The sequence below is a fragment of the Streptomyces sp. NBC_00388 genome (assembly GCF_036061255.1).
GTDB lineage: Bacteria > Actinomycetota > Actinomycetes > Streptomycetales > Streptomycetaceae > Streptomyces.
In genome coordinates this window covers 731,921-745,088 of the sequence record NZ_CP107948.1, presented here as the reverse complement: position 1 = coordinate 745,088, position 13,168 = coordinate 731,921, and the positions used below count along the sequence as shown (strand labels likewise).

Below are 13,168 nucleotides of genomic sequence, written 5' to 3'. Positions count from 1 at the left end.
GCTGTCAGCACCCCCGGAACGCAGCGGGTGCTGACGCAGCGAGAAAGGCCCCTCATGTTGAAGTACGTCCTGGACATCGTGGATCTGCTGGACGATCCCGCGGCCGACGGCAAGCGCGTCGTCGCGTACCTCGACGCGGTGGCGGGCCCCGGGGGGTCGGGGGCGTCGGTCACCTCGGTGACCGGCGAGCGCGGCTCCACCGACTTCGTGCAGATCCGTATTCCGGGCCGCCACGGCCGCTCCTCGGGTGGAACGGCCCGCACCCTCGGCGTGGTCGGCCGGCTCGGCGGGGTCGGTGCCCGGCCCGAGGTGACCGGACTCGTCTCGGACGCCGACGGAGCGGCCGCCGCGCTCGCGACGGCCGCCAAGCTGCTCGACATGCGCCGGCGGGGAGACGTGCTGCCCGGTGACGTGATCGTCGCCACCCACGTCTGCCCGGACGCGCCCACCGAGCCGCACGACCCGGTGCCGTTCATGGGCTCGCCGGTGGACATCGCGACCATGAACCGCCACGAGGTGACGGACGAGATGGAGGCGGTGCTCTCCATCGACACCACCAAGGGCAACCGCATCATCAACCACAAGGGCCTCGCCCTGTCGCCCACCGTCAAGGAGGGCTGGGTGCTGCGGGTGAGCGAGCAGCTCGGTGAGCTGCTCGCGGTCGTGACGGGTGAGCCGTTGGTCACTTACCCCGTGACGACCCAGGACATCACTCCGTACGGTAATGGGGCACACCACATCAATTCGATCCTGCAGCCTGCCACGGCGACCGCCGCTCCGGTCGTCGGCCTCGCGATCACGTCGGCTGCCGCGGTGCCCGGCTGCCAGACGGGCGCGAGCCACGAGACGGACATCGCCTCCGCCGCCCGCTTCGCCGTCGAGACCGCCAAGGTCTACGCCGCAGGACAACTCGACTTCCACGACGCAGTGGAGTTCGGCAACCTCGTCAACCGCTATGGGTCGCTGTCGCACCTGCAGACCCTCGGCCGCCAGCCCAGGGAGTCATGAATGGCAACCTCACCACCCGCTGACGAAGCCACCAAGGGCATCGGAAGCGACGACTACGCACTCTCCCGCGTCCCGCGCGACAAGCGCTTCGGTTTCGGGAGCATGCTGCTCCAGTGGCTGGCCCAGTCCGGGTCCATCTCCCAGTTCACGCTCGGCGCCACCATCGGCGTCGGGATGACCTTCGGCCAGGCGTTCCTCGCCTTCACGCTGGGCGCGGTGACCCTGGAGGTCGTGATCTTCGCCATCGGCCTGGCCGGTATGCGCGAAGGGCTGGCGACCCCGCTGCTCACCCGCTGGGTCGGCTTCGGCCGCAACGGCTCGGCGCTGGTCAGCTTCGTCATCGCGGTCAGCCTGGTGGGCTGGTTCGGTGTGCAGAACACGATCTTCGGAGACAGCGTCTCCTCGCTGGTCGGCGGCCCCTCCTGGATGTGGTGCGTGATCGCCGGACTTGCCGTGACGGCGCTGGTGATCTTCGGCTTCAAGTACATGGCGGTCTTCGCGAAGATCGTCACCCCGCTGTTCTTCGCACTGGTCGCCTGGTCGGTCATCTCCACCCTGACCAAGCACTCCTTCATGGACCTGGTCCACTCGCCGGCGCCGGCCCACCACATATCGCTGGCCGTGGCCGCCACCGCCATCGCGGGCGGGTTCATGACGGGCGCGATCGTCGCGCCGGAGATGACGCGCTTCAACAGGAAGGGCTCACACGTCTTCCTGCAGAGCGCCTCGTCCATGATCCTCTCCGAGTACATCGTGGGTATGACGGGCGTCCTGCTGGGCCACCTGGTCAAGAGCAACCAGGTCTCGGACATCGTGCTGAGCACCTCGGGCGCGGTCGGTGTGATCGTGGTGCTGATGTCCACCGCCAAGGTCAACGACTGGAATCTGTACGGCTCCTCGCTCGGCGTCGTCAACTTCTTCCAGGTCGTCTTCGGCAAGCGTCTGCACCGCGGCGCGGTCACCATCGTGCTGGGGCTCGCGGGCACCCTCCTGTCGGCGGTCGGCATCATGACCCACTTCACGGACTTCCTGTCGCTGCTGGGCGTCGCCATCCCGCCGATCGGCGGGATCATCGTGGCCGAGTACTGGATCGTCCGGCGCATGCGCAAGCCGCTGGACGAAACCCGCGAGGCGCAGATCCTGCCGGCCACCTCGCCCACCTGGGTCCCGATGTCCCTGGTCATCTGGATCGCGGCGTTCTGCGTCGGCAAGTTCTACGACGGCGGAATCCCCGCGCTGAACTCGCTGATCACTGCCTTCGTGCTCTATGCGGCGCTCGGCCTGCTGGGCTGGATCAAGCCGTACGGCACCTCGACGCTGGAGGCCTCCCCGGACCTCGCCGTCGCCGACAACAACACCCCCGTGGGAGCGGCATGAACACCCCTGAGACCGGAACGACCACTGCCGGACCGGCCCCCGCGTCCGAAGAGGCGCAGCGCGAGGTGGTCGATCTCTGCGCGGAACTCATCCGCTTCGACACCTCCAACCCCATCAGCAACGAGCGCGCCTGCGCCGACTGGGTCGTGGCCCGGCTGGCCGAGGTGGGTATCGCGTCCGAGCTGATCGAGAGCGCGCCGGGACGGGCCAGTGTCATCGCCCGCATCGAGGGTGCGGACCGGGAGCGCGGCGCACTGATGGTCCACGGCCACCTCGACGTCGTGCCGGCGGACGCGTCCGAGTGGCAGGTGCCCCCGTTCTCGGGGGAGATCCGCGACGGCTACCTCTGGGGCCGCGGCGCGATCGACATGAAGGACACGGTGGCCGTCATGCTGGCCACCGCCCGCCACTTCGCCCGGACCGGCACCCGGCCGTCCAGGGACCTGGTCCTGGCCTTCCTCGCGGACGAGGAGGCGGGCGGCAGGTTCGGCGGCCACTGGCTCGTCGAGCACAGGCCCGAGCTGTTCGCGGGTGTCACCGAGGCGATCGGTGAGGGCGGCGGATTCTCCTTCGCCATCGACGGCACACGCAGGCTCTACCCGATCGAGAACGCCCAGCGCGGGATGGCCTGGATGGAGCTGACCGCCATCGGCAGGGCGGGCCACGGGTCGTCGCCGAACGACGAGAACGCCGTCACCGATCTCGCCGAGTCGCTCACCCGCATCGGCCGCCACACCTTCCCGGTCCGTCTCATCGAGCCGGTGCGTGCGCTGCTCGCCGAGGCCGCCAGGCTCTACGGCGTCGAGTTCGACGAGGACGACATCGAGGGCAGCCTCGCCCGGCTCGGCCCGGTCTCGGACTTCATGCAGGTGGTGCTCCGCAACTCCGCGAACCCCACCATGTTCCAGGCCGGCTACCAGACGAACGTCATCCCCGGCCGGGCCACCGCCCGGATCGACGGCCGCTTCCTGCCCGGCCACGAGCAGGAGCTGATCGACACCATCGACGCCCTGCTGCTGCCGTCGGTCAGCCGGGAGTGGGTCAACCACGACCTCGCGATGGAGACCGCGTTCGACGGTCCGCTCGTCGACGCGATGTGCGACGCGGTGCGCGCCGAGGACCCGGACGGCCACCCGGTGCCGTACTGCAATCCGGGCGGTACGGACGCCAAGGCCTTCACCCGCCTGGGCATCCGGTGCTTCGGCTTCAAGGGGCTCAAGCTCCCGCACGACCTGGACTACGGGCGGCTCTTCCACGGAGTGGACGAGCGGGTGCCCCTCGAAGGACTGCGGTTCGGTGTACGGGTGATGACCCGGCTCTGGCAGAGCGCCTGACCGCCCGGAACGGATCCCGCACCGGTCCGCGTTCCGCGTACGCCCCCGACGTCACGGACGCCGGGGGCGTACTGCGTGTCTCCCGGCGCGGCGCCGGGGACCCCCGGGATCGCGCCATTCGTCCGCCGTCCTGCGCCGCCGGCCTGCCCCCGCTCAGGGGGTGCGCCCGCCCCGCTCAGGGGTTGCGGTAGGCCTCGACGACACGGCTGATCACCGCAGCCGCGGTGATCAGGTCGTCCGGGGCGAAACCGTGCAGGGCCTCGTCGAGCCAGCGCCTCCCTGCCTCCTCCGCGCGCTCCACCACCTCGCGCCCGTCCTGGGTGACGGCGATGAGGCGGGCCCGCTGGTCGCCCGGCTCCCGGACCGTGCGCACCAGCCCGCGCTCCTCCAGGCTTCGGATCTCGCGGCTGACATGCGGCGCCTGGACCAGCAGGGCCTGGGCGATCTCGCCCATCCGGAGCGGTGAGGGCGCAGCGGCGAGCGTGCGCAGCAGGGCGAGCGAGGCGCGGTCGACCGCCACCTCGGCCTGGACGCGCAGCCGCATGTGCGCGCGGTTGCCCGCCATCGTGTAGGCGAGGTCGGCGAGGGATCTGTAGAGGTCTTGGGCGGCGGGGCTGCCGGGTTCGGGATGGTCCACGCCACGATGATCCCGTACACCGGCCGCTCGGGACCCCCGTCCGCGCGGACCTGGCAGGACCGCTGGCCCCGCGCGGACCTTCCGGTGCGGGGGCCCGGGGTTGGCCAGAAAGATGCCCTGTACATGAACAGGGGGTTCCCCGGGACGTGAGCGGAGTACTACCGTCCGCGATGAGAAGTTACTTTGGTTAAGTAACGCGCTCATCCCTACTGCTGGAGGAACGACGTGCAGATCACCGTTGACACCGACAAGTGCTGCGCCGCGGGCCAGTGCGTACTCGCTGCCCCCGACGTGTTCGACCAGCGGGACGAGGACGGGATCGTCGTCGTACTGGACAGCCGGCCCCCCGCCGCACAGCACGCCGCCGTGGAGGAGGCCGCCCAGATCTGTCCGGCCGCGGCCATCACGCTGTCCTGACCCCGCCGCCCGGCCCCTGGAACACCTCACCCCCTGTGGAAGGACGACGATGACCGAAGCCCCCACCGCACCTCCCGCGTACACCACCAGCCGCGCCGCCGGATGCCCCTTCGACCCTCCGCAGGCGATGTCCGGGCTGCTCGGCTCCGAGCCGATATCCCGGGTCACGCTCTGGAACGGCGCCACCGCCTGGTACGTGACGCGCCACGCCGACCAGGTGGCCCTGCTGCGCGACGAACGCATCAGCGCCGACAACAGGCTGCCCTCCTATCCGAGCATCAGCGCGGGCAGCGAGGCCACCCGCGCCCACAACCGCTCCTTCATCACGATGGACGAGCCGGAACACAACGAGCAGCGCAAACGGTTCACCGGTGACTTCACCATCAAACGGACCAAGGCCCTGCGGGAGCGCATCGAGCGCATCATCGGTGAGCTGCTGGACGGGATGGAGAAAGCCGGATCGCCGGCCGACCTGGTCACGTCCTTCGCGCTGCCGCTGCCCTCCCTGGTCATCTGCGAGCTGCTCGGTGTCCCGTACGAGGACCACGGATTCTTCCAGCGGGCGAGCGCCGTCATCATCGACACCCGCAGCAGTGCGCAGGACGCCCTGGACGCCTCGCAGGAACTGGTCGACTACCTGGGCGACCTGGTCGAGAAGAAGGTCCGGCACCCCGGCGACGACCTGCTCAGCCGTCTCGCCGCGGACTATCTGGTGACCGGGATCAGCACCCGCGACGAATGCGCCAAACAGGCGCGGCTCCTGCTCGTCGCAGGGCACGAGACCACGGCCAACATGATCGCCCTCGGGACCTGCGCGCTCCTGCAGAATCCGGAGCAGCTGGCCGCGGTCCGCGACGGAGACCCCCGGCGGGTCGCGGGCGCCGTCGAGGAACTGCTGCGCTATCTGACCATCACCCACCTGGGCCGGCGCCGCGTCGCCACGCAGGACATCGAGGTCGGCGGACAGCTCATCAGGGCCGGTGAGGCCGTCATCTGTGCCACCGACGTCGCCAACCGCGACCCGGCGGTCTTCGAGGACCCGGACAGGCTCGACATCGACCGGAACGCCCGCAGGCACCTCGCGTTCGGATCGGGACCGCACCAGTGCCTCGGTCAGAACCTCGCCCGGATCGAGCTGCAGCTCGCCTACCCGGCTCTGCTGCGCCGCCTCCCGGGCCTGCGGCTCGACCGCCCGCTGGAGGAGATTCCCTTCCGCACCGACATGGCCGTCTACGGCGTCCACGAACTGCCCGTCGCCTGGTGAACCGGCCGGCGCCGCGCTCCGCCCCCTCGCCAGGGGCGGACCGCGGCGCCGGCGTACGGACCGCGGTCCCGGGCCCGGGAGGGAGACGGGAACTCACCGCATACCCCGCCTTTACGAGGAAGGAGGACAATGACCACAGGGGGAGAACCGCTACGGGAGTCGAAGATGATCCGAAGCCGCTACACCCTCGACCGCGGTCTCACCACGCGCATGGTGACCACCATGTTCCTGCTCGGTCTGCTGTACGTCGTCCTGGTCGGTGTGCTGCTCGTCCTGCTGCACGGGGCCTGGCTGGTCATCCTCGTGATCGCGGGAGTCGTCCTCGTCGCCCAGTTCTGGTTCAGCGACAAGATCGCGGCCGTCACCATGGGCGCGCGGGAGGTCACCCCCGCCGAAGCTCCCGGACTGCACGGCGCGATCGACCGTATCTGTGCGCTCGCGGACATGCCCAAACCACGGGTGGCCATCGCCGCCAGCGACATCCCGAACGCCTTCGCGACCGGCCGCAGCGAGCGCACCGCACTGGTCTGCGCCACGACCGGTCTGCTGCGCCGGCTGGAGCCCGAGGAACTGGAGGGCGTCCTCGCCCACGAGATGTCCCACGTGGCCCACCGCGATGCCGCGGTGATGACCATCGCCTCCTTCCTCGGCGTACTGGCCGGCCTCCTCACCCGGATCACCCTGTGGAGCGGACTCGCCCGCAGCAGCAGGAGCTCGGACCCGATCGGCCTCGCGATCGCACTTGTGCCGCTGGTCAGCGCCGTGGTGTACGCGATCAGCTTCCTGCTGACCAGGCTGCTCTCCCGCTACCGTGAACTCTCCGCCGACCGGGCCGCAGCCCTGCTGACCGGCCGCCCTTCGGCGCTCGCTTCGGCGCTCACCAAGGTGAACGGCCAGATGGCCCGCATCCCGACCGAGGACCTGCGGAAGGCGGAGCCGTACAACGCCTTCTACTTCATGCCGGCCTTCTCCTCGAAGGAGAGCCTGGGCCGGCTGCTCTCCTCCCACCCGACGCTCGAACAGCGCCTGGACCAGCTCGCCCGCATCTCCGCCGAGCTCGCCCGGCCGTGACAGCCCGGCCCCCCGCTCGTCGAGCGGGCCGCGGCACCGGTCCGTGACCCGAGGACGGCGGCCGGCCGCCCCGACCCGTAGGAGTACGCCCCGTGGGACTTCTCGACAGCATTCTCGGCCGGAGCAAACCGGTCAGGCCCGACCTGGACCAGCTGTTCGTTCTGCCGTCCGCGGCGCTCACCCTCCAGGCGGGTGCGGGTTTCACCCCCACCGGGCTGGGGTCCGTCTGTTTCGCGGGCGTCGAGGGCGGTGGCTTCGCACGGATCAGGCAGGACGTGGAGGAACTGCTCGACGCGGACACCGCGCAGGGCGGCTCACCGGTCCGTTTCAGCCGCGACGCGTACGGCTACACCTGGCTGCTGGCCCAGCAGCCGCCGGACGACACCGCCGCGCTCGTCAACGACCTGCACGCTGTCAACTCGCTCCTGGAGGAGGGCGGGTTCGGTCCGCAGCTGCTCTGCTCACTGCTCGCGTTCGAGGACGCGGAGCAGCGGCCGCTCGCGCTGGTCTATCTGTACAAGCGGGGCACGTTCTTCCCCTTCGCGCCGGTGCCGGACGCTGCGGAGAAGCGGAACAGCTCGCTGGAGCTCCAGGTCAAGGCGGTTCTGGGGGACGACCTGCGGATCGAGCCGGACCTCGCCAGATGGTTCCCCGTCTGGGGTGCGCCCGGTCTGCGGAGCGGCTGAGGAGCGGACCCCTCGGGTGAGCCCGCACGAGCCGGGGAGGGTACGGGCGGCGCCCGTGAGGACGAGGAAGCGGTCAGCTCGGCGCGCGCAGTTGCCGCTGCCCGGGAGACGTTTCCGCAGGGACCTGTTCCAGCGGCGGCGCGGACAGCCCGCAGCTCATGCGGCACTCGGGCGCCGCACGGACCTGCTCGGGCTCAGCGGGGGCCGGCCTCCGGACGGTGAGGAAGGCGACGAGCGCGCCCGTGATCATGATGCCCGCGCAGATCGGCATGGCCTTGTCGAAGGACCGGTCGAAGGCGGTGGCCGAGTGGTACGCCTGCGGCCCCATCCCCGTGAGGAACGGCAGCGCGGCGACCGCCATCAGCCCCGCGGCCCGGGCCGCCGCGTTGTTCACGCCACTCGCGAGACCCGCCCGCGCGGTCTCCACGGAGGAGAGCACGGTCGAGGTCAGCGGGGCGATGAGCGTGACCAGACCCGCGCCGAGCACGAGCAGCGCGGGGAGCACGTCCGTGGGATAGAAGGCGTTCCTGCCGACTCGCAGCATCAGCAGCAGGCCTCCTGCGCAGAGCAGCGGGCCGACGGTCAGCGGGATCCGGGGGCCGATCCTGTCCGCGAGCTGCCCGGAACGCGCCGAGAACAGCAGCAGGAGGACCGTCGTCGGCAGCAGCGCCGTGCCGGCCGCCAGCGGCGAGTAGCCGGCCACGACCTGGAGTTGCAGCGTGCCCAGGAAGAAGAAGCCGCCCAGCGCCGCGTACACGCAGAGGGTCACGGCATTGACCATGGTGAACAGGCGTGAGGAGAAGACCGAAAGCGGCAGCATCGGGTCCGGCCGCCGCTTCTCCACCAGCACGAACGACACCGCGCCCACGACGCCGAGCGCCCCGGCCCACACGTTCTGCGCGATGAGTGAGTAGGCCAGGAGGGCCAGTGCGAGCGCCCCGAGCAGGGCCCCGGCCACGTCGAACCTGCCGTGGTGCCGTGGATCCTTCGTCTCCGGCACGTGCCGCAGCGCGACCGGTACGCACAGAGCCGCGAGCGGAAGATTGATCAGGAACACCCAGCGCCAGCCGGGTCCGTCGACGAGCCAGCCGCCGACGAACGGGCCGATCGCCGATCCGATGCCGCCGAGACCCGACCACATGCCGACGGCTTTCGAGCGGTCGTCGGGATGGAAGCTGGCCTGGATGATGGCGAGGGAGCCCGGCGTCAGCAGCGCGCCGCCGACGCCCTGCAGGGCGCGCGCGAGGATCAGCACCGCGGTGTTCGGCGCGACGCCGCACAACAGCGAGCCGCACGCGAACCAGACCACCCCGGTGACGAACACCCTGCGGCGTCCGTACCGGTCGCCGAGCGAGCCACCCAGGAGGATCAGGCCGGCCAGTGTGACCGTGTAGGCGTTGGTGATCCACTGCAAGGAGGCCAGCGGGGCGTGCAGGTCGTCACCGATGCGCGGCAGCGCGACGTTGACGACGGTGGAGTCCAGCAGCGCCATACTCGATCCGAGCACGGTCGTGAGGATGACCCAGCGGCCCCGGGTCGTGGACAGGCGGATATCCATATCCGGATCATCCCCGTCCGCAGCGGGTGCGGCGAGCCGGTCAGCACCCTTTCGGCCGCGCCCCGCCCTGCGCGCCGGCCGCCCGGCGCCATGCCTGCCGGGTGACTCCGTCCCGCGGACCGGCGGCCCGCTCCGGGGTCAGCGGCGCCACCAGCGGTCCTTCGGCCTGCGGTGGTCAGGCGGGGCGGGTTGCGGACCAGGCGGGGGCGGGGGCGCCGGGTCGGCCGGAGAAGGGGGCGGAGCGGCGGGCGAGGACGGCTCCGGGGGAGCGGGGTCCTCCCCGCTCCCCGCGTGACCGGGCTGCCCCGGGCTGCTCACGCCCCTCGCGCCGGTGTCCGCAGCGGCGCCGGTACTCCTCGCGCCGCTGTCCGCCGGGGCGGTGCCCGTGTCGGCACCGGCGGGCGGACGGAGACCCTCGGTCGAGTAGCGGGTGGTGGCGATGGTGTCGATCAGCTGCTGTTCGGTGAAGTCCTCGGAGCCCTCGATGTGGGGCACGAACCCCACCAGCATTCCGTCGCTGAGCACCTGTGCGTCGAGCCCCGCGGCCCCGTCCGTGTCCCAGATCGCCTCGATGTTCCAGTCGATGACGACGCGGACCCCGAACTGGTAGACGCCCACCTCGGCGAGGTGCGCCATCACCCCACGGGCGCGCAGCGCGGTCACCAGACGTTCGGCGCGTTCGGAGTTCATGGGCGGCAGCACCTTCCTGGGGGCGTGGACCCGGCGAGCGAGAACACCCAAAATTGGTACGCAATGAGATAAATCTCCCTCTCGATTCCACTGTATTCCCCGCACGACGGCAACGGCAGGGCTCAGATGTGGAACGGCACAGTCGTTACGACGATCTTCGGCAGGGGGCGCAGCGCGCGTCGCAGCCGCCCTCCGAGCGGGCTGTGCAGCAGGCGGTGCTGCCGGTGGCGTACGACGATCTCCGGGAGGATGACCGTGATGGTCAGGTCAGGACGCTGGTGGTGCAGCGACTCGATGTACCCGACGAGCGGAGCGACGGTCGCGCGGTACGGCGAGATCACGATCCGCAGCGGAAGGTGGTCCCCCACAGCAGCCAGCCCTCGCGGAACCGTTCGGCGTCCTCGTCACCGGCGCTGACGTGCAGCGCGAGAACCGGCTGCTGGAGAGAGGCGGCGTAGGCGAGCGCGCGCATGCTCGCCTGGTGCAGCGCGTCGATCAGGACGACGGACAGATGACTGACCGACTCCGGTGAGTCCTCGGACTCCCGGTCGTCCGCGGGCTCCCGGCCCCCTGCCACGGTCCCGAGGGGCGGCCCCGCCGTACCCGGGGGCCGCGGGGCGGGCGGCGAACTGCCGGCGCCCTCGGTGAGCTTGACCGATGTCGGGGTCGACGGGCAGGGCGTGGCGCCAGGCCGCCGGCGCGGCGGACACCCGTCCCCACTCCCGCCCGGTGCGCCGCAGGAGTCTCGACTGTTCCCAGGTGAGCTCGGGGACCACCAGCGGACTGGACGAGCGGTCCGGTTCCTGGCCGCCGGTCCCCGGCTCCTCGCCCGGGACCCGCTTCACAGCGGACCGTGCCCGCCGGCCGCTGGGCACGGACTGCTCCGGCCCGCCGGTGTGATGCCGTACCCCCCGGCGCGGCCGGGCGCGGCACAGGCGGGCGGCCCCGGGGTCCGGTCCGCCGGCCGGCCGGCCGCGGAGGACGCCGAGGGGAGCGTGGCGGTGGTGATGGTCATCGGTCTGTCGCTGACCACGATGAGATAGAAGGGCGCACCGCTGCGGGGCAGGCTGCGGAATCCGCCCGGTGGGCTCACCACGTACGAGGCGGAGGCGTGCGGGGCGAGAGTGGCAGGACCCGAACGGACGGTCCAGAATCCGGAGGCCCCCTGGCCGGTACGGCTGGCGAAGTGCGGCGAGAGCGGGTGGCCGGTGGTGTTCACCGCGCGGACGAGAACCGAGGTGATACCGCGGTGCGGCCGGTCGGCGAGCCGCGGCGTCACACTCATGCGCAGCGGCGGGGGGCTCGCGGCGGCCACCGTCAGGCAGAGCAGGGACGGGACGACCAGCACGGTGGCCACCAGCGACTTGGCTCTGCGGGAGCGCACACCCCGGAGCCCCGGCTGCCAGGCGGCGGCCAGCGCGGAGGCGGGCACGGTGGCGGCCGCCGCCAGCCACAGCGGCGTCATCAGCAGGTAGTAGCCGTCCTGCGAGCGGATGGCGAGATAGAAGGGCAGCCAGGGCAGCACGGTGAGGGCAGGGCCGAGCCGCCGCACGAAGAGCAGGGTGGCCCCGAGCAGTCCCAGGAGCAGCAGCGCGCTCGCGTAGGAGTAGAAGTTCAGGCGGCTGCTGCCGCCGGTGAAGTAGTAGGAGATCCCCATGGCGCCCTGGCCGTGCAGGATCGCCCCCTGGGTGAGGGGCAGCAGTGAGCCCTCCAGCCAGTCGTGGAAGCCGGCGGCCGCGAAGGGGGCGTTGAACACTGCCCAGGTGAGGGCAGCGGTACCGGCGTACCTGGCCACCACACCGAAGGCGGCACGCCCGCCCAGCTCGCCGCGGCGCACGGCATGGACCCCGATCAGCAGGAAGGGGACGAGGAACCAGGCCAGCTGCTGACTGGCGCAGGCCGCACCGAGGCAGACGGCCCGGAACACCCCGTACCGTCCGAGCCGGCCGCCCGCCCCTGTCCGGTGCCAGCGGACGACGACCGGGACCAGGAAGGCGAGGGCCACCACGGCCGGATAGCCCAGACGCGCGTATCCGGGCAGCAGGCCGAAGCCCAGGCAGACCGCGGTGACCGCAGGACGCCACGGTGCGGACAGCAGCACCCACAGGGCGGCCGTGCCGATCAGCAGCGCTGCCGTGGTGACCGCGGTCGCCGCTGCCGTGGAGTGGATCACGGCGTGGACCGGGGCCGCGATCAGCGCGGTCAGCGGGGGATAGGCGTACGTGTAGTCGGCGCCGCCCGACATCGTCTTGGTGACCCCGACCTTCGGTGAGTCGAAGAGCCAGGGCCAGGGCTGACCGTAGACGGGCCGGCCGTGCAGGATCGCGTTCGCCGCCTGAGCGGTCAGCACACCCTCGTCGGAACCGGCGTGATCCAGCCAGTAGTTGCAGAGCACGAGGGTGGCCGCGAGGGCCAGCACGGCCAGGTCGACTCTGCCCAGGGCGCGGCGGCCGCGTACCGAGAAGGCGAGGACGCCGCAGACCAGGATCCCCGCGTAGACGACCATGACGATGGCCGCGACCGTCGCGTGCGCGGTGATCGCCTCGGTCCAGAGATCGCGGGTGCCGATGAAGAGACTGATGACCGCGATGACGGTCAGGCCGCGGTGCCACTGCGGCGGGGCCGCGTCCGGCAGCCGCTGCGCCCGCAGCACCCGGACAGGACCGCCGAGCGGCCGTCGCGTCCCGGCGGCCGGGCCGCGCGTGGGCGGGCGGTCGTCCATGGCAGCTTCCTTCATGGTGAGCCCGGAACCCCGGACCGGAAAGCAGCGGCAGCCGTCGTGCGGACGCAGACCGTACGGGAGCACGTCGCGCACGCAGGCAGGTCGCTCGCGGAAGGCCCCGGACGGCGTCCGCCGTGCGGCCTTCTGTTGCGAAGGCTAGGACGGGAGCCGCCGCCGGGGGCCGCGACGGATACACCGATGGCCAGGCGGGGCCGTAAAACCCCAGGTGGGCGGGGTGGCAGCCGTACGGTGGCGCATTGCGCCGAACGGCTGTCCCGGGCGCACGGCCGGGTCCGGCCGCCTCCTCCGCGCCCAGGACGCGGGGGCGGGGCGGACGACGCTCATGCTGTGGTTACGAGAGGTTGATAAGCCTATTGTCAGTACCTGGCGGGCGGCAGCGGGCC

Annotated in this window: 13 protein-coding genes; 7 read left to right on the top strand and 6 right to left on the bottom strand. The window is 71.4% G+C overall.

Annotation, left to right across the window (positions count from 1 at the left end; all coding sequences use genetic code 11):
- Positions 1 to 54 precede the first annotated feature (54 nt).
- The 3 genes from OG917_RS03405 to OG917_RS03395 are packed head-to-tail and all read left to right on the top strand — an operon-like array spanning position 55 to position 3,719.
- Entirely contained in the window at positions 55 to 1,008 is a 954-nt protein-coding gene (locus OG917_RS03405; protein WP_328316006.1) for a DUF1177 domain-containing protein, read from the top strand.
- The gene (locus OG917_RS03400; protein WP_328316005.1) at positions 1,009 to 2,385 is read left to right on the top strand and encodes a cytosine permease; all 1,377 of its coding nucleotides are present in this window, start codon (positions 1,009 to 1,011) and stop codon (positions 2,383 to 2,385) included.
- Entirely contained in the window at positions 2,382 to 3,719 is a 1,338-nt protein-coding gene (locus tag OG917_RS03395) for a M20/M25/M40 family metallo-hydrolase (RefSeq protein ID WP_328316004.1), read from the top strand. The genes OG917_RS03400 and OG917_RS03395 overlap by 4 nt, the downstream gene beginning before the upstream one ends.
- A gap of 175 nt (positions 3,720 to 3,894) precedes the next feature.
- Here OG917_RS03395 and OG917_RS03390 read toward each other — a convergent pair whose 3' ends face one another.
- The gene (locus tag OG917_RS03390; RefSeq protein ID WP_328316003.1) at positions 3,895 to 4,356 is read right to left on the bottom strand and encodes a MarR family transcriptional regulator; all 462 of its coding nucleotides are present in this window, start codon (positions 4,354 to 4,356) and stop codon (positions 3,895 to 3,897) included.
- A 225-nt stretch (positions 4,357 to 4,581) separates the two neighbouring features.
- Between OG917_RS03390 and OG917_RS03385 the strand changes: the two genes are divergently transcribed.
- The 4 genes from OG917_RS03385 (at position 4,582) to pspAB (ending at position 7,794) form a co-directional block, all read left to right on the top strand.
- Positions 4,582 to 4,773 (top strand): ferredoxin, encoded by a 192-nt coding sequence (locus tag OG917_RS03385; protein WP_328316002.1) that lies wholly within the window; start codon positions 4,582 to 4,584, stop codon positions 4,771 to 4,773.
- Between the two features lie 49 nt (positions 4,774 to 4,822).
- Positions 4,823 to 6,037, top strand: coding sequence for a cytochrome P450 (locus OG917_RS03380; protein ID WP_328316001.1), 1,215 nt, complete (start codon positions 4,823 to 4,825; stop codon positions 6,035 to 6,037).
- 165 nt (positions 6,038 to 6,202) lie between these two features.
- Positions 6,203 to 7,108 (top strand): zinc metalloprotease HtpX, encoded by a 906-nt coding sequence (htpX, locus tag OG917_RS03375; protein WP_328321631.1) that lies wholly within the window; start codon positions 6,203 to 6,205, stop codon positions 7,106 to 7,108.
- A gap of 92 nt (positions 7,109 to 7,200) precedes the next feature.
- A complete protein-coding gene (gene pspAB / locus OG917_RS03370) occupies positions 7,201 to 7,794 on the top strand; it encodes a PspA-associated protein PspAB (RefSeq protein ID WP_328316000.1) in 594 nt (197 codons plus the stop codon).
- A 73-nt stretch (positions 7,795 to 7,867) separates the two neighbouring features.
- On the opposite strand, the gene OG917_RS03365 is transcribed toward pspAB, so the two are convergent.
- The 5 genes from OG917_RS03365 to OG917_RS03345 all read right to left on the bottom strand — a co-directional run bounded on the left by OG917_RS03365 (position 7,868) and on the right by OG917_RS03345 (position 12,764).
- Complete coding sequence (locus OG917_RS03365) at positions 7,868 to 9,352, bottom strand: MFS transporter (protein ID WP_328315999.1); 1,485 nt, start codon at positions 9,350 to 9,352, stop codon at positions 7,868 to 7,870.
- Between the two features lie 138 nt (positions 9,353 to 9,490).
- Positions 9,491 to 10,042, bottom strand: coding sequence for a hypothetical protein (locus OG917_RS03360; RefSeq protein WP_328315998.1), 552 nt, complete (start codon positions 10,040 to 10,042; stop codon positions 9,491 to 9,493).
- A gap of 122 nt (positions 10,043 to 10,164) precedes the next feature.
- The gene (locus OG917_RS03355) at positions 10,165 to 10,410 is read right to left on the bottom strand and encodes a hypothetical protein (RefSeq protein ID WP_328315997.1); all 246 of its coding nucleotides are present in this window, start codon (positions 10,408 to 10,410) and stop codon (positions 10,165 to 10,167) included.
- Positions 10,380 to 10,619, bottom strand: coding sequence for a hypothetical protein (locus OG917_RS03350; protein ID WP_328315996.1), 240 nt, complete (start codon positions 10,617 to 10,619; stop codon positions 10,380 to 10,382). Before OG917_RS03350 ends, OG917_RS03355 begins: the two co-directional genes overlap by 31 nt.
- 264 nt (positions 10,620 to 10,883) lie before the next feature.
- The gene (locus OG917_RS03345; RefSeq protein WP_328315995.1) at positions 10,884 to 12,764 is read right to left on the bottom strand and encodes a hypothetical protein; all 1,881 of its coding nucleotides are present in this window, start codon (positions 12,762 to 12,764) and stop codon (positions 10,884 to 10,886) included.
- Between the last annotated feature and the right edge of the window lie 404 nt (positions 12,765 to 13,168).